Here is a 19,980-nt window from a genome sequence, read left to right as displayed (position 1 = left end):
GCATGACATGAGCGTATTGAATTTCCCCCGTATCTACCTCAACGGCCATATGTTCTGGAACCCACCGACGGCCAACAATAACGATGTATATCCGCTGTATGACGCGGTCAACGCGGACATCAACTGGCCGTTCATGAGCCACTTCGGCATCAACGCCACGAACGCCCCCACCCAGCTGATGCCCTGGGCCATCAAGCCCCTGGCAAAGAATGAGCTGCCGCTCTATATGCTGCAGGTACCGACCAATGCCAACCCGAAAACCTACCCATACATGCCCGCCGAATGGGATCTGTTTGGTGACAATGCCTGCGGCACGGTGAGCTACAAAGGGACTCGCTCAACGATCATTGGCGGCGAGCTGCAGGCCGACACCTACATCACCGAAGATGCGCTGGTTGGCAGGGACTACCAATTGCTCGGCAATCCCTTTGGCAGCAACGCTCCGACTGCCGCGCGCTTCGTGGACGTCAGCCCGTGGCAGAACACCTTCACCGCGTTGTATTTCGACAAGCTGATGCTGGGGGATGCCACGTGTGGCCTGACCCTCAATCGCCAGTATCGGATGATGGATCGCTTCCTCAATTTCAATTGGGGCGCCTTCGGTGGCCTGGTGTATGTCACCACCACCTGGCAGACCTGCTTTCCCCAGGAGAACCTGGAATGGGTCATCGGCGATTCGGCGCTGCTGAGTAACCTGCAGCAGCAGATGAAGCTGCAAGGGGCAAAGGGCCTGATGTTCAGGTTCTCCACCTACCTGACCTGCTACGACAGGAACGGTGTTTTCAACGACTTCCCGTACGTCAACACCCGTTCCAATGCCCCCTCGGATACGGCTCGTCTGCAAGCGATGTATCAGAAGGGCCTGGACAACGTTTCCGGTATTTTCTTCAATCCCGCCTACAGCCGCACCGCCGCGACCCTGGGCCTCTGGTTCGCCGACGAATACCCGACCGCGCCCGCCGGCCTGCGCCTGGTGCCCGCGCAGGCCGTATCTGTTGTTCAACCCAGTGGAACTCCCCAAAACGCCACACTGGGCGTGACTTCGGTGCAGATTACCGGCAACACCCTGTCGCTGGATCTGGCCAACACGTTCCCGTTCTATCCGGTAGAGCCCAATGCCCCCATCCTGACCGCCGAAAAATTCCAGGCCGGCGACTACCAACTGGGTGTACGCGAGGGTGATCAATTCACGTCGGTAGTGGACTTCGGTTTCGACCGGTATGACCAGGCAGCCTTCGACAAACGCTCCGGCCTGCAGGACTTCACGCTCAGCGACGAGGCCCTGACGAAGCTACAGGCAGATAATCCATTGGAGCTGCGACTGAAGGCCACGGCCGCCCCAACCCCCGTGATCGCCGCCACCCAGCAAACCTGGACCGCCGAAGTGGTGGAGAGCGGCAGTTTCATCGACGTGGGCGACCATAAGACACTGACCATCATGGTGCAGAAAAATGGTCAGCCGGCCGCCAATACCACGCTATGGGTGGCGGAATATGGCAACCCCTACATGGTGACCACCAGCGACTACTATCTGGCCTCCAGCAACGCGGCCAATTTCACGCTGTTCTTCGACCACCCGAACCACCCCGAACTGAACAAGGCCAATCTACCGAACTTCAATAACGCGCCGCCCGTACAAAACTATCTGGCCGAAGGCAGCGGCCGCCGACTGACCGCGCTGCGCAATACGGATGAGGACATTGGAGACCCGATCGGTTATCAGCAATTCCTGCAGGGCGAGGGCAAACCGGTCACGATCGACTTGCACCCTTGCCTGGCATTCGACGCTGGCCTCTACGCCACCGGAACCCTGCACGACGACGTCCACGCCACGCCGGTGGATTACTCTTATGTCACCACGACCACCGACGCCAACGGCATCGCCCAGGTGAGCTTCAGGGCCGTGGCCCCGGGCTTCCCGACCTTGCGTTTTTTCGTCAAGGACGGCGACAGCGATCCGGTCATCCCCTTCAGTTTCCCCGTTCCCCAAGCCTACATCGACTTCCTCGCCCCGCTCCGCGTCCTGCCCTTGGACGTGCAACTGCAACAGGACTTCATCAACTACTGGAACACCGTCTACAAGGATCAGAACGCCGCCACGCAGCTGTGGGAGGGCTTCCTCTACCCACGCATCCTGCAGACCTTCTATTACCTGTACCCCATCATGAACAAGTACATGCCGCTCAACTCCCAGGCACGCGTCGAAGGCGCCATCGACCAGCTGATTGTGCTGATCAGCAAGCCCTACCAGGAAGAAAGCACGCTCTCGATGCCCATCACCCGTGACATGTCCCAGAGCCGCCGCGCGGTATTGGAGCTGTGGGCCAAGAAGCTGGTGAAGCGCAACTATCCGCCACAACAACTCAAGATGAGCGACTACGACAACCTCTGACCGTAACGCTGTTCACCCAGGAAAGATAAACCACTGTGGGAGCGAGCTTGTGTAGGAGCTGAGCTTTTGTGGGAGCCGAGCTTGTGTGGGAGCTGAGCTTGCTCGCGATGAAGGCACCTCGGTCTTTCGAATGACCGCGTTATCGTTCATCGCGAGCAAGCTCAGCTCCCACACAAGCTTTGCTCCCACAGGCTCGCACACAGTGTCACCCGGTACTTTTCAAAGGAATGACCTATGAAAACCAGTATCTTGAACCGGCTGTTGCTGTTGATCCTGCTGTTCAGCCCACCGCTGTTCGCCGAGGACAGCGGTGCCGTCTACTTCACCATGGGCGTGCACAACACCGAGGGGTGCAACGAACAGAACGGCAACTGCATCGCCAAACGCGCCCCGGGCGACCCTTCCGATCCGTTCTTCCCGGCGTTCTGGATCAGCGATTGGACCATGTACCGGGTGATGCACAACTACGAAAAAAACCCGCCGCCCTACAGCAATCCGCCCTCCACCCTGACCCCGGCGGACTACACCGTCTCCCGAGGCACCAGCTACTACGACACGGCCTATATCCCGGCCGATGGCGACGGCTTCGGTGCGATGATGGAGCACTATGAGAAGTACTGCCTGCCGATCTTCCCGATCAAGAACAACAATTACACCTGCTCCTTCGTGTCCCTGGGCAACAAGGCGTACTTCCTGACTTATCCGCAGGATCGCCCCAAGGACATGCCGGCCTGCTGCATGTTCTCGCCGATGAATCATCCACCGCGCCAAGACTTCATCCAGCACCTGCCCTACAGCGCCGAGCGCAGCCAAAACCTCGACGCCAGCGTGCAGGCCTACGCGCTGGACCTTCAATCACCGCAGGGGCCGATCCTGTTCGGCTATGCCTTCTACAAAAAGATGTCGGGGCAGCCGCCCTACCGGCAGCCCCAATCGTTCTTTTTCTCCGGTGACACCAGCGTCGCCAATGCCCCCATCGTCAGCCAGAACTACACCAACTTCCGCATCGCCAGACCGGACCCGGCCCAGACCTGGGCGCAGGTGGCCGCGATGTGCCCGGCGAATCCACCGCCCTGCCAGTTGTTCGAGCCACCGGCTTCCCAGAGCAACGGGCAAAAGGCGCAGTGGAACAAGCTCATGCAGCGCAAACCCTGAGCAATGACGGAGATCGCCATGAACATTTCACTGCGTTTCATCCTGGTACTAGTGGGTCTGGCCAATCTTCCGGCCCTGGCCCTGGAGCAATCCCAGGAACAAGCCATGCCACGGACACAGGCCTCCAGCCTGAATTGCCAGCCCCCCAGCACGGCGCCGGCGGCCACCGCCAGCCAGGACCTGTTCGATCAATACAGCTGGCAGCTGTTCATCGCCGTGAACTGGCCCGCCCAGGCAGGGCAGCGCGGGGATCCCGACTGCAGCAAGCAACCGGGGGACCCTGGCTACACCGTCTGGCAGACCTACAAGACCGTGGAAGAAATCTTCCTGCCACGGGGGGCCGATCCAGGCCCCTGGAACACCCCGCAACTGGCCAAGAGCCTGGGCATCATCAACATCGCCGCGCTGAAGAACAGCTCCCTGGTGAATGCCGTCGACCAGGCCGTCGGCGGCTGGCTGATCGACCAGGCCGGCAACCCGACCTACTACGACATCTCGGCCAACGAGACCTCCTACAACTACATCGTCGCCAACCAGTTCTATAACGCCGATGTGGTGTCCAAAGCCAACAACATCACCTTTCCCTACGGGGTCATCGAGGTCAAATCCAGCTGGCGCATCCTTACCACGCATGACAACGCCAGCCGCTATCTGACCATGCTCGCCCGCGTCGCCACGTTCGACGACCAAGGCCAGCGCACCGGCGTCACCGAGGCCTATCTGGGCCTGGTGGGGTTGCACATCATCACCAAGGTGAACGGTTATCCGCAGTGGATCTGGTCGACCTTCGAACAGATCGACAACGTTGCGCCCAAAGCGCTGGTGAACGGGGTATGGGTCGACCAGCCGGTAGCCGGCACGGCCTATTCCTACTTCAACCCCAACGCGCCGGCAGCCAGCCTCAACCAGTCACCCTGCGACTGGCAGACCCAGGGCGCGCACCTGGTCTGCGTGCCCAAACCCGGCACCACCTTCCAGACGCCGAACCCGTTGAACCGGTTCACCCCGATCGCCGAGATCACCAACGGGGTGAACGCCCGCTACCGCAGCGACCCGGACCTGCAACGCAGCGTGTTGAAGTACTACCAACTCATCACCACCCAGCGCCCGCTGATGCCGGACAACCCCAGCAACCCACTGGGCCAGCCGACACCCGCCCTCTCGGCCAACGTAACCATGGAAAGCTACATCCAGCCCAACAGCAGTTGCATGAATTGCCACTCCATGGCGACACCGGTCAAGAGCCCCTACAAATCCGATTACTCCTACCTGTTCAAATTCGCCAATTCGCCTGTCGGCAAAACCATCAAGGACGAGGAATAACTCATGAGCATCCTGAACGGACCACGGCTGAATTTCTGGGGCGGCATCCGCACGGACGTCAGCCTGCCGAACAACTCCCCGACCATTCCCTACGATGGCAACGATGACTGGCCGCTCTTCGACCTGACCACCTCGACCCTGGCACCCGGGGCCGAGTCCTACACCGATGACCAGTTGAACAACATGATCAATGCCCCCACCGGCAACTACTACACCGCCGGTGGCTGGAATCATTACGGGCAGCATGTCGTCGACATGCAGAACGCCTTGATCAGCTCCCAGGGCATCCCCGGCAGCATCAGCACCACCGGCGACCTGGTGGGCCAGGCCGTCTACCTGCTCGGCTCGGTGGACCCGGTGACCGGCCAGGGACCGGTGTCCGGCCCGATGATGGTGGACCTGGACCCCACCGCCTCGACGACCACCCAGATCTTCGTCGGCGGCCTGCAAATCGGCGGCAACGACAACATCCAGTTGCTGATTCGCAGCGACACCGTGTGCAGCAGTTTCGACGTCGCGGGACGTGTGCTGTTGCCGGCAAAAATGGATGCGCCGGGCTCTTTCCACGCCAGTGGCACCTTTCAACTGACGTTCCCCTTGAGCAGCATCGTCAGCTGGAACCAGAACAGCAGCGGCCTGCGCGCGATCATCCAGGCACCGAATGCCACGGGCATTGTCCTGCGTTTCGTCATGTTCGAAATGTGCCCCACGATGACCACCGAACAACTGGACGCCGACTACGCCGCCGGCAAGTACACCCCCAACCCGAGCATCGGCCGGGTCATCGGCACGCTGGCCCCGGCCTTCGCCAACGAGCCGCTGAACTGCCAGCCGGGCCGGCAACTGGTCAACCAGAGCACGGGCAATGCTGGCTATGCCGACCTGGACAATACCGGTTACCTGAGCATCGACATGGTGAACGTCATTCCGAAGGAGACCTTCCGGGCTGTCAGGGACGACATCACCAGCCCGATCGGCCCCAACGCCAATTACGGGACCGTGACCATCAGCGCCGGCGCCACCACCCTGACGACCCTGGAGCCGACCAGCCGCTTTTTATTGGACTACTACGTGTACGGCGGCATCGTCGACCTGCCCCTGACCTTCGATCAGCTAGAGGCAGTACGGACCTCTGCCTTGGCGATCAACGCACCGGGCAAGGTCGCCGGTACCACGTTGCAAGCCACCGAGTCGACCTATCGGATCTATGCCGACCAGCGCAACGTCTACCTGGAGGACTACCCCAACGGCCTGTCGATCACCCTGCAGGTCCGGTACCTGGGCGGCGCGGTGCCCAGCACCACCGAAATCGGCCTGAAGGCAATCCCGGCAGCCGATCCCCCCACGTACAAAGAACCACAGTACTGGGACTTCCTCGACTACCCTGACTCGCTGACGGTCAGCGCCGGCCAGCTTTCAGTCAGCTTCCCCGTCACCGTCAAACCGGGCAGCGCCGCCCAGGCCGGTTTCGTCGCCCTGACCTGCACGGCCAACGGCCTCGACAGCAGCGCTTACTTCACCAACTTTCGCAAATACGCCCAGACCGACTTCGGCATCCCCCAGGGCACGACCATCACCTGGCCGCTGATGTACCCCAACGTGCTGCGCTTTCACTACCTGGCCTTCCCCGCCATGTCGCGCTATATCCCGCTGAATCAGCCCGACGCCATCATGGGCGCCAAGAACCCCATCCTGGCCCGCACCTCGGATGCGTACAAAGGCACCACGCTGTTCATGCCGGTGGTGCGCTCGATGTCGCCCTGCCAGCGGGCACTGCTGCGGGCCTACCTCACCGGTGAACCGTGGCAACCGCCGCAATGACCGCGTCCCCCTTTTGTTCACGGAGAGAGCCTATGTCAGTTCCCCTTCAGATCCCCGCACACCCGGAGGAAAGCCTGCGCCCCAGCACCCTTGTCGCCGAGGACCTGCTGAACCCTCGTGGCCTCTGCCTGCAAGCCGACGGCAGCCTGCTGCTCACCGAAGCAGGTTCCGGGCTGCCCGACCAACCTTTCAGCGGCCGTATCAGTCGACTGCGCCCGGATCTGCAGCGGCCCGGCGCCTACCTGCCCCGCGAAACCCTGGCGCAAGGGTTTCGCGCCATGAACATACAGGCACGCATGCTGCGTGATGAAATCATGGGGCTGTCGGACATCGCCTGCGGTGACGGACGCTGCCTGGTCAGCCAGACCGATTACGTCGCCGGTTCCAAACTGCTGGACCTGCAATTCACGCCGCCCGAGCCGGTCTTCCATAGCCGCGGCAACCTGAACGCGCTGTGCTACCACCCGACCCGCCGCAGTTGGCTGGCCGTCAAGCCCGATACCAATCAGTTGGTGGAGTTCGTCAAGGGCCAAGAGGAGCGCGTGCTGGCTCAACTGCCCGAACTGGATCAAGGCCAGGAAGCCGTTCCCGTGACCCTGGTGTACGAACCGGCGACAGACGCTGTGCTGATCAGTCTGTTCTCGGGGGAACTGCACGGCGACCCGAGCCGCAAGGGCATCGACTTTGCCGAAAAGGCCGGCCAGGTGATCCGGGTCTGCCCCGCCAGCGCCGAGATCGACATCCTGATTCGCGGCCTGCAACTGCCCACCGGGCTGGCGCTGCGCCCCAACGGCCACCTGCTGGTGCTGGAACTCTGCGAGCGCTTGCAACAACCCCTGCTCCCCGACTGGAACGGCGAACCCCTGCATGGCGGCTTTACCCGATTCAGTGGACGACTGCTGGGCTGCGACTTGCAAACAGCCCAGGTCACCGTGCTTGCCCGAGGCTTGGATACCCCGTCCAACCTGTGCCTGTTACCCGACGCGGTACTGGTCAGCGAAGGCATGGGCCTGGTCGGGCGGCCACTGCCCACGCCAGAGGAAAACGTGGTGCCGTTACGCGGCCGGCTTCGTCGGGTGCAACTCTGACAACAACACCGGCCGGGCGCACAGCCCGGCCGGTGACCCAGGTATCATCCACCACTCGATTCAGCCTGCGGTAACGGTCATGCCACCGTCGGCCATGACCACCGCGCCGACCACAAAACTCGCGCGATCCGAGGCCAGGAACGCAACCACCTCGGCAATTTCTTCCGGCTGCGCGGCCCGGCCGATGGGCGCAGCTTCACCGTGCTGGGCGAGGAACGCCGGACCGTCCTCGACCACGTCATTGAGGATGTTGGTGACCACATCGCCAACACCGATGGCATTGACGCGAATGCCATGCTCGATGACTTCCAGTGCCAGGGTGCGCGTCAGTTGCGCCAGGGCACCTTTGGACGCGGTATAGGCGGCAATGGTCGGGAAGGCAAAATAGGACGCGTAGGACGCAATGTTGACGATGGCCCCCGCCTTGTTCGGCATCATCGCCTTGACCGCTTCGCGCGAATGCAGGAAAGCGGCCGTGGCGTTGACCGCCTGGATGCGCTCCCAGTCCTGGCGTGTCATGTCGATGACGAGTTTATTGATGATGATCCCGGCATTGTTGACCAGGATATCCAGCCGGCCGAACTGCTCGACGGCCAGGCCGACAGCGCGCTCGGCGGCGCCATCCGCGGTGATGTCGGCCTCCAGCGGCACCAGCCCGGGACGGGCCAGCTCATGGACGGCGGGGTTGATGTCTTCAGCGATTACCTTGGCGCCGCGGACATGCAACAGCAATGCGATGGCCTTGCCGATGCCACTGGCGGCGCCAGTGACCAGTGCAACCTTGCCTTGGACTTCGTGGGGAATGCTGTGTTGAAAATCGGTCATGATCGCTCTCCTGCGTGAGCAGGCAGACGAAACATTCGCCCGCCCGGCGCCCGTGGGCGCTGTCGTTATCGACGACTTCACTTTCTCGCAATGGCGACTGCCAGGCTTTCGCAGGCTTGCTGGGACTGTCGGGGTTTTGCGCAAATCTGCCCTCACCGACTCACTCCCGTTGCCGGTACACGGCATAGGCCGAAACTCCCACCCCGCCTGGGAGTATCAGCCGATGCGCGATGGCCCTGTGCTTCCTCATAGTTGCGGTCAACGGTCAACGGTCAGGCCTTGATGACCGCATGCTTTGGAGAAAGTCATGACTATTCTCGAGCAAGACTCCGCGCTGCCGAGCGATCCAGACTCGCTATACACGGTAACAGCCAGCACTGGCCTGGGTGTCGTGTCAACCGGCGTCAACGTGACGCTGGATGAAACCGCCGGCTTGCAAAACGGCACCGCCACGCCGGGCGCCGCAACAGATACGGATGACAACGACATTCTGGTCGCGTCCCTCCCCCTGACCTTCGCCAGTCGGCTGACTGCCCTTGGCACAGGGGCCGCGACGGGCGTCGCCTTGAGCGGCTATACCGGTGCCGTAGGCGACACCGGCAGCGATGCATTCACGGTCAATGCCGCACCTGGCGCAAGCATTACCAATATCAGCTTCGTCGGCAGCACCGGTGCGCCGCTCGACGGTGTGGACAGTGGACTGGATACGCTCAACGGCACCAGCATCCTTCTCTACACGGACACCAACGACAATATCGTTCTCGGTAGGGCCGGTGGGCTAACTGGTGCCATCGTCTTCGCCGCCTACATTGAAGAAACCGCCACCGGCGGCAAGATCTGGACCGTGCTCTACGAACCGCTCCAGCAACCCGTCAACACCAACCCCGACGATGCCGTCAACCTGCTGGACAAAGTCTTCATCGGCGCGAGCCAGGACCTGGAATTCAGCCTGGCCAATGCGCCTTCCGGCCAGAACCTGTTCCTGATGTTCACAACAGCGAACCCCACGACGGAGCTGGTCGACGGTGTCCTGCGCATCACCGACCCCACTATCATCGCCACCGGCAAGAACCCGGCCGACCAGTCCAGCGGCGCCAACATCACCACCGGTGACACGATCAACACCAGCCAGGCCGGTGGGCCGACAACCTTCGGTACCAATAACCAGATGATCGTGGAACAGGAAGGCATCCGTTTCACTTTCGTCACCGGTGCCAGGCAGGATGTGACCATTCCCAACCTGGACCAGACCGAAGCGGATGTGGAATCCAACATCGACTTTACCGACGTCTTCAATACGAAGATGGCCAACTTCGATGTCGTGCAGTTGCAGGCCGGCAAGACCGCCGTGGTAAAAATCAGCGCGTTCAGCACCGCGGCTGAATCCGGGGTGAATTTCGTCAATGGCTACACCGGTGACACCTCGGTAGCGATCAGCAATGTCCGTGTCACCAATACCAGCACCGGGGTGGTCATCGAGAACTCGGACGGCTCTGCCAATGATGCGGGCATAGTCATCAGCTTCGCGTCCGGGGTCGCCACCATCACCGGCGTCAAGGCCGGCTACCAGATCGAATACACCACCACGTCAGATCACAACCGTGTGCTCATCGAAAACGGCGCGGCCCTCGATGCCAAGGGCACCAACCACGCCGACTTTGACATCGGCGGCTTCACCCTGGTCCAGGCGTCCGTTGCGAAGACCGAAATCGGCTCCAAGATGATTTTCGAAGACGACGGGCCGAGCATCAGCACCACCGGCACCGAGCCAACCCTGACGGTGGACGAGACGCTACTGGGCACCAACGCCACGCAGAACTTCGCCGCCAACTTTACCTCCGCCTACGGCGCCGACGGTGCCGGTACGTTGACCTATGCACTGGGCGTGGTGGCCGGCGCTTCCGGGCTGACCGACACGGCCACGGGTGAAGCGGTCAATCTGTCGCTCAACGGCGCGGTTGTGGAGGGCCGCACGGCCAGTACCAATCTGCTGGTGTTCACCGTCAGCGTGGCCACTAATGGCGATGTCACGCTCGACCAGATGCGGGCCGTGGTGCACCCCGACACCACCAATCCCGATGACGCCAAGAGCCTGACCTCGGACAACCTGGTCACGCTGACCGCGACCAAAACCGACAAGGACGGTGACAGCGTCCAGGCGACGCTCAACATCGGCCAGAACCTAGTGTTCGAAGATGACGGGCCGAGCATCAGCACCACCGGCACCGAACCAACGCTGACGGTAGATGAGACACTACTGGGCACCAACGCCACACAGAACTTCGCCGCCAACTTCACCTCCGCCTACGGCGCCGACGGTGCCGGTACGCTGACTTATGCGCTGGGCGTGGTTGCGGGTGCTTCCGGGCTGACCGACACGGCCACGGGTGAAGCGGTCAACCTCTCGCTCAACGGCGCGGTTGTGGAGGGCCGCACGGCCAGTACCAATCTGCTGGTGTTCACCGTCAGCGTGGCCACTAATGGCGATGTCACGCTCGACCAGATGCGGGCCGTGGTGCACCCCGACACCACCAATCCCGATGACGCCAAGAGCCTGACCTCGGACAACCTGGTCACGCTGACCGCGACCAAAACCGACAAGGACGGTGACAGCGTCCAGGCGACGCTCAACATCGGCCAGAACCTGGTGTTCGAAGATGACGGGCCGAGCATCAGCACCACCGGCACCGAGCCAACCCTGACGGTGGACGAAACGCTACTGGGCACCAACGCCACGCAGAACTTCGCCGCCAACTTCACCTCCGCCTACGGCGCCGACGGTGCCGGCACGCTGACCTACGCCCTCGGCGTGGTGACCGGCGCTTCCGGACTCACCGACACGGCCACCGGCGAGGCGGTCAACCTCTCGCTCAATGGCACGACGGTCGAAGGTCGCACGGCCACTACCAACCTGTTGGTGTTAACCGTCAGCGTCGCCACCAATGGCGATGTCACCCTCGACCAGATCCGGGCGCTGGTGCACCCCGACGCCACCAATCCCGATGATGCCAAGAGCCTGGCGGACAACCTGATCACGTTGATCGCGACCAAGACCGACAAGGACGGCGACAGCCTCCAGGCAACGCTCAATATCGGCCAGAACCTGGTGTTCGAAGACGATGGTCCTTCCGTCGCGTTCGGCAACCTGATCGGTACCGGAAGTGTGCTTGCGCAGTACGGATTCTGGGATAAATCGGTCGGGGCCGACGGACTGGGGGCTGCGGGCCTGGACATCTCGTTGGTCAATGGCCAGTTCACCCTGGTCAGGCCTGACGACACGACCACCACCGGGACCGGCACGCTCACCGAACAGGCGCCCTCGCCGGACGCCAACGGCGCGTACCATTTCGCTGGGACATTGACCGGCGACTTCGACAACAATGCCACCACTGCCGACACCAGCGTCGACTACACGCTGACTGCCTACGCCAATGGTCGCTATGCACTGGACCTGGTGCAAGGCTTCAGCTCGACCATCGTACGTAGCAGTGCCGACGGTTCGCTCGATGCCGGTGGCCCGGATCCGGTGCGCACCTTGTTGATCCCTGAGACGAACAATCCGGCCATTCCTTCGGCATCCGAAGAAATCGTGTTCTTCTCCGCGAAGGCACTGGCCTCCACCACGGATATCCTGACCGGCATCGGACTCGGAGCCCCCGACCCCACCGAGGCTGCCCTGCAAACCACGCCACTGCCGTCCTACATCGACCCGACGGCCATGAACGTCAGCACCTCCGGCATCGGCGTCGGCAACAACCTGCTGCAAGGGGACAACCTGGCGGCAATCGGCGCGGCCGATGAAAGCTTCGTCATCAACCCGGAAAGCCTGATCACGGGCATGAAAGTCTTCATCGACAACTCGGTGGCAGGCTACAACACCGCGACCGAAGACCTGTATTTCCGGATCTACTACGAAGACGGCACGTTTTCCAACCTCACCGAGGTTAATACCCTGACGCCCGAGATCGGTGGTCAGGTGTCCTTCGAGATCGAGCGCGAAGGCACGGCAATGATCGATGCCGTTCAACTCACAATGGGCCGTGGCGCGATCAAGATTCCCGTGATCCAGTTCATCCAGGAGACCGAGAACCTGGCCAGCGATGTGCAGCTGTCGTTCAACGCAACGCTGACGGACAAAGACGGAGATACGGCGACGAGCGCATTCGACGCCAACCTGTTCGCCAACAACGCAACCGACGCACTCTTCGACTACACGCTGGTGGGCACAGGCGGTGAGCGGGATGCCTTCAACATCGACCTGACCTTCACCGAAAACCTGTACCAAGTCACGGGCTTCGATGTCAGCCAAAACCTGCGAGACACGCTGGTGCTCAATGGTGACCAGGGCGCCGTAGTCCAATCGATCGACAACAACGGCGCAGACAGCATCGTGACCGTCGCTGAGACGGGCGGGCAAATCACAACCATTACCTTGGTGGGCGTCGACCTGCTGGGGAGCGACGTGGTCTTCGGCAACGCCTGAAGCACCGCGCGTGTGAAAGATGCGAGGAGGGCCTGGAAACCATCCTCGCATCGCTTTTTATACCTTCCCTGATCACGACGAAACCCGCTCACCCTCATGGGTTTCTGGGTTGGATGCGAACTCCATGTTCACGGCGATTTTCCTGTGGGAGCGAGCTTGCTCGCGAAAGCGGTGGGTCAGCCTGCATCAATGGTGCATGTGCCGCCGTCTTCGCGAGCAAGCTCGCTCCCACACTGGTTATTCAGAGAGCAAAAGACTTGTGTTCGGCATCAATCCCTCTGTGGGAGCGAGCTTGCTCGCGAAAGCGGTGGGTCAGTTGCCATAACCACTGGATTTTCCGCCGTCAGCGCGAACAAGCTTTGCTCCCACAGGTTGGACCCACCACATGGCGTCAACGCCCCGTCCTCTTTAACTGCAGGCATCGAGTCTTACAGACAAATACGTAGTAACAAGGAGCGCCAGTCCTGAGGCTACGTCGTCTTGCGCCTTTGCCTACAACTAAGCCAGAATCCGCCCGCTTGTGCGCTTTGGGGCTGGATTCTATGGTTACCTGGTCGCTGAAAATCAGCGGTCGGGTTTAGCAGCCTGAATCCCTAGACGCACGGTGCTCCACATTGTTGAGCAGGTATTAATGCCTGCCATGTAATGGCGGTTGTGCGTGGGAGACCTTTGGGTCTGCCGGCTTCTAGGGGTCCGGTCTGCTAACCCGCGTACAGTCGCCACCCTTTTCGTTTAGCAGCGATGTCTGGCGGCTCCATTACCCCTAGGAGCGTCATCTTGTTCAAAGCCACACCCAATCCACCGGAATCAGACCCCACCTCTTCCTACTCAAGCCTCGATCCGGAAAAATTCCACGAAGCCACCGAGCGGGCGCTCGATTATTACTTGAAGCCGGAACAGGCCAAACCCAAGAAAGGCCGGACAACGGCCCAGCTCTTCACCGTTGTCGATGACATCGACACTGAAAGCCTGCTCGCCAACCTCAGCGAAAACCTGGCCTCAGCCAACGCCATGATCAGCGACTTGGCATTCGATCTCGAGGACTCTCGCCGGCATGTTGCGATGGGTATCCAGCAAGTGATTGAAGTGAGTGAGCTGCTGGCGAATCGGGCGCTGGATATCGCCGATCCACGTTAACAACTCACCCCAAGTCGAAAGGGTTGGCGGGCACTTGTAGACGCCTCGACTACAAGGCCGCCAGCTCGCTCCCACACAGATCGCTCAATCCAACTCCACCCAAGTGGACTCCGGCGGTTCTTCACTGGCGGTAAGTCCATGCTTTAGCGCATACATCAACAGGTCGATGCGGTTAATGAGATCAAGCTTCTGATAAATGTTACTGAGGTGATTGTGCACCGTGTGCTCGCTGATACCCAGGCGCCCAGCGATGCTGATGTATTTGGCAGACGGGTCCCCCACGATGGCACGAATCAATTCCTTCTCGCGCAACGTCAACCGAGCCAGTTTCGCCTGCTCCAGATTGCATTGGGTGGTTGCATGGCCGATGGCGGCATAGCCGGAAAGCCCACCGGCCCAGGCCCTGTCCATTCCGATATCGCGATGATGCACCTTGACGATGGCCTGGATGATCGCCTCCGTCGGATCTTCGGCCAACACGATGCCCCGTGCGCCCGCCTCTATCGCCTGAGCAACAGGAACGGCCTCATACAAGCCCTTGAGCACGAGCACTTTCATCTGCGCGCTGCGGGTCAGCCCGGCGACAACCTCCAGAGGGTTCAGCGCATCAGGAAAGAAACTGAAGAAAATCACGTTGGGCCGCAACTGATCGGCGAGGTCCAGTGCATGGGTATAGGTCGCAGCCTGACCACTCACTTCCATCTGCGGCTTTCTGGCGTTGATCAAGTCATGAAGTCCCCGAAGGACAAGGGGGCGACAATCGACCAACATCACGCGGATTGGTGCTCTGTGATCCGGTCTCATATCGCTGCCCCCCTCGCAAGGCAAACCAGGATGTCCACTGGGTTTTCTGGTGGGGGTAGCGTGCATTTCAAGAAGCCGGACGAAACCCTCGAGACAACCTGGATAGGAATAATTATCAACAGCTTACACATGATAATGTGCTCCTTTCGAGCTCGTAGGCTGAGTCTAGGACAGCCCAGCGCACCGCCGAACATCCATTAGCCAGTCGTCGGCCTGAATCTGGCACCGACCGTCTGGCCAATTTTCCAGAAAGGTGGGGAAACGCTCGTTAAATCAGTTCGTTAAGCCCAGGGCAAGGAGTCGGCGAGACTGCCGAGGCTGGACGAGAATCGTCAATTAATCGACAAATGGTACGTACTTAGCCACCGCAATAAAGCGACTTAAAAGTAACGTCAAGAAAACGCCCACGCCGGGCAACCCGATACAGGAACGCAAACAGGCTGATCAGCGAAAGTCTTGGCCAGCGCTGTCGGGACTTAGCCAGCCATTCACATTCTCAATGCTCTCGGCCGGTGGTTTACCCGCCCAGCGGTTCAGGATCAGCACATTGCTGAGAAAGTCGTATTGAGTTTTAAGCAGATCCCGCCGAGCCCGGTATTCATTGCGCACGCTGGCCAGGACATCGACGGAATTGACCATCCCGTAGCTCAGGGCTTTTTCGGCGGCGACCCTGGATAACTGTGCCGACTCCAGGGCCAGCCGGTTCGCGCCGATTTTTTCGCCATTGGAGTTGGCGGTCAGATAAGCGTTAGTGATCTCCTTGACCACCCGCCGCCGAGTCGCTTCCAACTGCTGCTCGGCGACCACTTGGTCCTGATAGAGTCCACGGACCCGCGCCGACGTGGATCCGCCGCTGTACAGCGGAACCTGGAGACCTATCCCGGCGACATAACTGTCCGTGCGAGGTGCCAGGGAGTTGTTGTAGCCCTCATTGGTCTGCTGGGCACTCAGGTTCAAGCTCAGGGTCGGATAGTGCCCTCCCTTGCCGCTGCGCAAGGCCGCCCCCGCCGCTTCGACGCCGCTCTCGTTGGCCTTGAGCGCAGGGTTGAGTGCCATGCCATCGCGAACCCAGGTTTCCAGGCTGTGCGCCGAGACTTGCAGTTCAAGGTCGTCACGAATCCGATTGAGTCGCTCCTTGACCGGCCGACCGACAATCTCTGCCAGTGCCTCGCGACTGAGGCTGGCCTGGTTGCGGGCATCCAGTTCCTGGGCCGAGAGCAGATCCACCCGGGCCTTGAGATCGAGTTGATCGGTGATCAACGCCAACTGCTTTTCATACAACGCATTGATCCGGTCCAGGCTTCTCTGGGTGGTTCGACGCTCTGCCCGCACCAACTGCAACTCGTCCTCGGCCGCCAGCGCGGTGAAGTAACGCCGGGCCAGCTCCACCGAGGCTTCGGCCTGGGTTTCCAGGGCTTGGGATTCGGACTGCCTGGCCAGGCTCTTGAACTTCTGATAGTTCTCCCAGGCGGCTTTGTTATAGAGGTATTGACGCAACACCAGGCCATAGCTTTCGCTATCGAAACTGCGTTGCACAAGATCGCTTTCCTGGTGAATCCGATTCGACCCGGCGTTGAACGACAATTGCGGCAAGAGCGCGCCCATGGCTTCGCTCTGATGCTCCTGACCGGCCTGCGCTTGCGCATAGGACGCCAGTATCTGCGGATCCTCCAGCCGTGCCTCGCGATACAATTGCATAAGGTCGGTGGAAAACGTCGAGGCATTGATCCCGGTGGGGGTTGCCGCCTCGGCCTGCGCCAGGGCGGCGGCCGCTGCGAGCATCAAGAAACCGCCTAGCAGAGCTGTCGACACGGCCATGGTCATTCCTCGATCATCGATTGAGACAGAGCATTGCGAGCCGGCTGCATCAGATACTGCAACAGCGTGCGTTGCCCAGTGATAATCAACACGTCCGCCGGCATGCCCGGCAGCAGTTTGCGCTCACCCAAGGTGCGTGCCCCCTCGTCGGTCACCCGCACCCGCGCCAGGTAATAGGCCGTCCCGGTCTTTTCGTTGGTCATGCGGTCTGCAGATACGCTGCTGACCTCGCCTTCGATCACCGGCGTGGTAGCGCTATTGAATGCGCCGAAACGGATATCGGCACGCTTGCCGATGGCGATGCGATCGATATCCACCGGCGCCACCTGTGCTTCTATGATCAGGTCGGACACCGAGGGCACGATATCGAGCAATGGCGTCGCCGGACGTACGATCCCGCCAATGGTATGCACCGTCATGTCGATCACCATGCCCGCGTCGGGCGCCCGGATGACGATACGAGCGAGCCGGTCTTCCAGCGCCGAGGTTTTCTCCTGGAGGTCGTAGACCCGGGTCTGGACCTCGGCCAATTGCTTGACGACGTCAGCGTTGAAATCTTTGTCGACTTGCAGGATCTGCAGCTGTGTTTCGTTGATCTGCAGGCGCGTCCGGTCAATGGTGGAGCGGTGATCGGCAACCTCTGAATGCAGCAGCCCCAACTTGCGCTCCTGTTCGAGCAGACGCTGTTTGTCAACGAACCCCTGCTTGAGCAGGTCAGTCAACTCTTCGATTTCGCCGCTGTAGGATTTCTCCAAATGAACCTTGGAGCCGACCATCGACTCCAGCCCTTTGATCTGCTGGCGGAACTGGCCAATGCGCTCGCGCAGCACCGCAATCTGGCCCAGCCGCGAGCCTTGTCGAGCGTTGAATACCCGCGTCTCACCCTGGCGCGCCTCCATACCCCGGACACTGTCGAGATCGGCACTGTTGCCAAAACTGATCGCCGGCAAGCTGTCGCGCTCGGCCACAAGCCGCGCCTCCATGGCCCTGGCCGCGATCAGTTGACCCCGGGCCATTTCGTACTCGAAGCGCAGTTGGGCGTCATCCAGAATGATCAGCGGGTCGTCACGTTTGACGATGTCGCCATAATGAGCAAGCAGCGCCTTGACGATGCCACCTTCAAGGTGCTGGACGGTTTTTCGATACGCCTGCACGGTGACCACGCCTGGCGCGTAGGCGGCACCGTCGAGCGGGGCGACGGCCGCCCAGGTGCCGAACAGGCCGAAGATCACGGCGATAATGACAATGCCCAGGCGACGAATTTTACGATCGGAGGTTGGCAGGTCGGCGAAGCTCTCAATTTGACGACTGGGCACCATAGGGTTCATCGGAATCACCCTTGCCGGTATCGACCGAAGCCGTGCCGGTGCTTGCGGGCACGGCTGGCATCTGTGCCTGCTGTCGCTGCGCGTTAAGTTCGGCCAGGACATGCTCGCGTGGCCCGTAGAGACTGATAACCCCAGCGTTCATCACCATGAGTCGGTCAAGCTGCGACACGATGTTGGTGCGATGGGTAATGACAAACAGCGTCGCGCCGATCTGCCTCAACTGCAGGATCGCTGCCGCGAGGGCACGGTCGCCGACGTCATCGAGATTGGAATTGGGCTCGTCGAGAACGATCAGCCGTGGGCTGCCATACAGCGCCCGGGCCAGTCCGATGCGCTGGCGCTGCCCTGCCGAAAGCATGAGGCCCTCGCTGCCGATGACGGTGTCATAGCCATCGGGCATCTGCAGGATCATCTCGTGAACGCCGGCGACTCTGGCCGCCTGGATGACTTGCAGCGAATCGACCGCGGTGAAGCGAGCGATGTTCTCACCGAGGGTGCCTTCGAACAACTCGATGTCCTGAGGCAAGTAACCGATATGGGGCCCAAGCGCATGCTTGTCCCAAGTGCTAATGTCCGCGCCATCGAGCCGAACCACTCCATGCTGCGCAGCCCAGACGCCCAGCAAGGCCCTGGCCAGGGTCGACTTCCCCGCCGCACTGGGGCCGATGATACCCACCATGCAACCGGCAGGTGCGCTGAAGCTGATGTTCTTGAGGATCGGGGTCCTGGAACCGGGGGCCGCGACAATCAGGTTCTCGACCTGCACGTGCCCTTGGGGGGCTGGCAAAGCCATGCGCTCGGGTTGCGCCTGCTGTTTATCGAGGATGTCATTCAGGCGGCTGTATTGAGAACGGGCGGTGATAAAGCCCTTCCAACTGCCGATGATCAGGTCGATGGGGGCCAACGCCCGCCCCAACAACACGGACCCGGCGAACACCAAGCCGGCCCCGACCTGATGGTCCACGGCCAGGTAGGCCCCCAAGCCCAGGACAAGCGACTGCACAAGGATGCGGAAGGTGCGCGACAGCGTGCTGATGATCGCCCCGCTGTCACTCGCTGCCGATTGCAGCAACAGTACGTTGCGTTGCCGCCGGCTCCAGCGATCCATCAGGGTCTCAAGCATGCCCATCGATTCGATGACTTCGGCGTTGCGCAGGTTCTTGGTGGTGTGGAGCGTCGCGCCGATGTGCTCTTTGTTGGCCTGGGCTAGCACCGGCCCCGTCAGTCTTTCGTTGATGAAAGCGAGCGCAAGCAACAACAGCGCGCTGGCCGTCGCCACCCAACCAAACCAGGGATGGAACAGGAACATCACCGCGATATAGATCGGCAGCCAGGGCGCATCGAAAAACGCGAACAAACCGTTGCCGGAGAGAAACTGCCGCAAGCCCGTCAAGTCATTGAGCGATTGGGCCGAGGCGTCCATGCCGCCGCTTTCCAGGGCCCGCTTGAAGCTCGCCCTGTAGACCTGGCGACTGAGCAGCACATCCAGCCGAGTGCTGACCCGAACCATGATGCGTGAACGGATCCATTCCAGCGAACCGAGGGTCACCAGCAATGCGATCATGATCAGCGTCAGCATGGTCAGGGTCGCGAGACTTCCACTGGTGATCACTCGACCATAGACCTGGAGCATATAGAACGTGGGAACGAGCATCAGCGCATTGATGAAAAAGCTGAAAAACCCGACAGAAATGAAGCTGTCCCGGCAGGCTTTCAGTGCTTTTTTCAAGCTGTTTTCAGGTGCGCTTCGCATTGAAACCCCCTGCTCGGGTGACCCTCCTCTGGAGCTTAGATCATGCCGGACGA

General features: G+C 60.9%; 12 protein-coding genes. 7 read left to right on the top strand and 5 right to left on the bottom strand.

Features of this window, described 5'->3' with window-relative positions:
• The first annotated feature begins 7 nt into the window (after positions 1 to 7).
• The 5 genes from AO356_RS23645 (at position 8) to AO356_RS23625 (ending at position 7,779) form a co-directional block, all read left to right on the top strand.
• A complete protein-coding gene (locus AO356_RS23645; RefSeq protein WP_060741812.1) occupies positions 8 to 2,392 on the top strand; it encodes a hypothetical protein in 2,385 nt (794 codons plus the stop codon).
• A gap of 234 nt (positions 2,393 to 2,626) precedes the next feature.
• Positions 2,627 to 3,547 (top strand): hypothetical protein, encoded by a 921-nt coding sequence (locus tag AO356_RS23640; protein ID WP_060741811.1) that lies wholly within the window; start codon positions 2,627 to 2,629, stop codon positions 3,545 to 3,547.
• An 18-nt stretch (positions 3,548 to 3,565) separates the two neighbouring features.
• Positions 3,566 to 4,870 (top strand): hypothetical protein, encoded by a 1,305-nt coding sequence (locus AO356_RS23635; RefSeq protein WP_060741810.1) that lies wholly within the window; start codon positions 3,566 to 3,568, stop codon positions 4,868 to 4,870.
• A gap of 3 nt (positions 4,871 to 4,873) precedes the next feature.
• Positions 4,874 to 6,691, top strand: coding sequence for a hypothetical protein (locus tag AO356_RS23630; RefSeq protein ID WP_060741809.1), 1,818 nt, complete (start codon positions 4,874 to 4,876; stop codon positions 6,689 to 6,691).
• Between the two features lie 32 nt (positions 6,692 to 6,723).
• Entirely contained in the window at positions 6,724 to 7,779 is a 1,056-nt protein-coding gene (locus AO356_RS23625) for a hypothetical protein (RefSeq protein WP_060741808.1), read from the top strand.
• 60 nt (positions 7,780 to 7,839) lie between these two features.
• Here the strand turns inward: AO356_RS23625 and AO356_RS23620 are convergent, their stop codons facing one another.
• Positions 7,840 to 8,604 (bottom strand): SDR family NAD(P)-dependent oxidoreductase, encoded by a 765-nt coding sequence (locus AO356_RS23620; protein ID WP_060741807.1) that lies wholly within the window; start codon positions 8,602 to 8,604, stop codon positions 7,840 to 7,842.
• 307 nt (positions 8,605 to 8,911) lie between these two features.
• On the opposite strand from AO356_RS23620, the gene AO356_RS23615 reads away from it, so the two are divergent.
• Complete coding sequence (locus tag AO356_RS23615) at positions 8,912 to 13,087, top strand: DUF5801 repeats-in-toxin domain-containing protein (protein ID WP_060741806.1); 4,176 nt, start codon at positions 8,912 to 8,914, stop codon at positions 13,085 to 13,087.
• 777 nt (positions 13,088 to 13,864) lie between these two features.
• The gene (locus AO356_RS23610) at positions 13,865 to 14,224 is read left to right on the top strand and encodes a DUF6124 family protein (RefSeq protein ID WP_060741805.1); all 360 of its coding nucleotides are present in this window, start codon (positions 13,865 to 13,867) and stop codon (positions 14,222 to 14,224) included.
• Positions 14,225 to 14,308: 84 nt separating this feature from the next.
• On the opposite strand, the gene AO356_RS23605 is transcribed toward AO356_RS23610, so the two are convergent.
• The 4 genes from AO356_RS23605 to AO356_RS23590 form a co-directional block, all read right to left on the bottom strand.
• Positions 14,309 to 15,028 carry a LuxR C-terminal-related transcriptional regulator gene (locus tag AO356_RS23605; RefSeq protein ID WP_060741804.1) on the bottom strand — a complete coding sequence of 240 codons (720 nt, stop codon included), beginning with the start codon at positions 15,026 to 15,028 and terminating at the stop codon, positions 14,309 to 14,311.
• 444 nt (positions 15,029 to 15,472) lie between these two features.
• Positions 15,473 to 16,846, bottom strand: a complete 1,374-nt coding sequence (locus AO356_RS23600) for a TolC family outer membrane protein (RefSeq protein ID WP_060741803.1) — start codon at positions 16,844 to 16,846, stop codon at positions 15,473 to 15,475.
• A 2-nt stretch (positions 16,847 to 16,848) separates the two neighbouring features.
• Positions 16,849 to 18,174 carry an HlyD family type I secretion periplasmic adaptor subunit gene (locus AO356_RS23595; protein WP_203225762.1) on the bottom strand — a complete coding sequence of 442 codons (1,326 nt, stop codon included), beginning with the start codon at positions 18,172 to 18,174 and terminating at the stop codon, positions 16,849 to 16,851.
• The gene (locus AO356_RS23590) at positions 18,143 to 19,927 is read right to left on the bottom strand and encodes a type I secretion system permease/ATPase (RefSeq protein WP_060741802.1); all 1,785 of its coding nucleotides are present in this window, start codon (positions 19,925 to 19,927) and stop codon (positions 18,143 to 18,145) included. Before AO356_RS23590 ends, AO356_RS23595 begins: the two co-directional genes overlap by 32 nt.
• Positions 19,928 to 19,980 lie beyond the last annotated feature (53 nt).

The sequence above is a fragment of the Pseudomonas fluorescens genome, assembly GCF_001307275.1.
GTDB lineage: Bacteria > Pseudomonadota > Gammaproteobacteria > Pseudomonadales > Pseudomonadaceae > Aquipseudomonas > Aquipseudomonas fluorescens_AA.
The sequence above is the reverse complement of the archived record's forward strand: the minus strand, read 5'-3'. Positions and strand labels throughout refer to the sequence as shown.

Bases quoted from the DNA above. Each gene is read 5' to 3' on its own strand.
- AO356_RS23605 (WP_060741804.1), bottom strand. From the start codon at position 15,028: ATGAGACCGGATCACAGAGCACCAATCCGCGTGATGTTGGTCGATTGT.
- AO356_RS23600 (WP_060741803.1), bottom strand. From the start codon at position 16,846: ATGGCCGTGTCGACAGCTCTGCTAGGCGGTTTCTTGATGCTCGCAGCG.
- AO356_RS23620 (WP_060741807.1), bottom strand. From the start codon at position 8,604: ATGACCGATTTTCAACACAGCATTCCCCACGAAGTCCAAGGCAAGGTT.
- AO356_RS23630 (WP_060741809.1), top strand. From the start codon at position 4,874: ATGAGCATCCTGAACGGACCACGGCTGAATTTCTGGGGCGGCATCCGC.
- AO356_RS23635 (WP_060741810.1), top strand. From the start codon at position 3,566: ATGAACATTTCACTGCGTTTCATCCTGGTACTAGTGGGTCTGGCCAAT.
- AO356_RS23640 (WP_060741811.1), top strand. From the start codon at position 2,627: ATGAAAACCAGTATCTTGAACCGGCTGTTGCTGTTGATCCTGCTGTTC.
- AO356_RS23595 (WP_203225762.1), bottom strand. From the start codon at position 18,174: ATGAACCCTATGGTGCCCAGTCGTCAAATTGAGAGCTTCGCCGACCTG.
- AO356_RS23625 (WP_060741808.1), top strand. From the start codon at position 6,724: ATGTCAGTTCCCCTTCAGATCCCCGCACACCCGGAGGAAAGCCTGCGC.
- AO356_RS23615 (WP_060741806.1), top strand. From the start codon at position 8,912: ATGACTATTCTCGAGCAAGACTCCGCGCTGCCGAGCGATCCAGACTCG.
- AO356_RS23645 (WP_060741812.1), top strand. From the start codon at position 8: ATGAGCGTATTGAATTTCCCCCGTATCTACCTCAACGGCCATATGTTC.
- AO356_RS23590 (WP_060741802.1), bottom strand. From the start codon at position 19,927: ATGCGAAGCGCACCTGAAAACAGCTTGAAAAAAGCACTGAAAGCCTGC.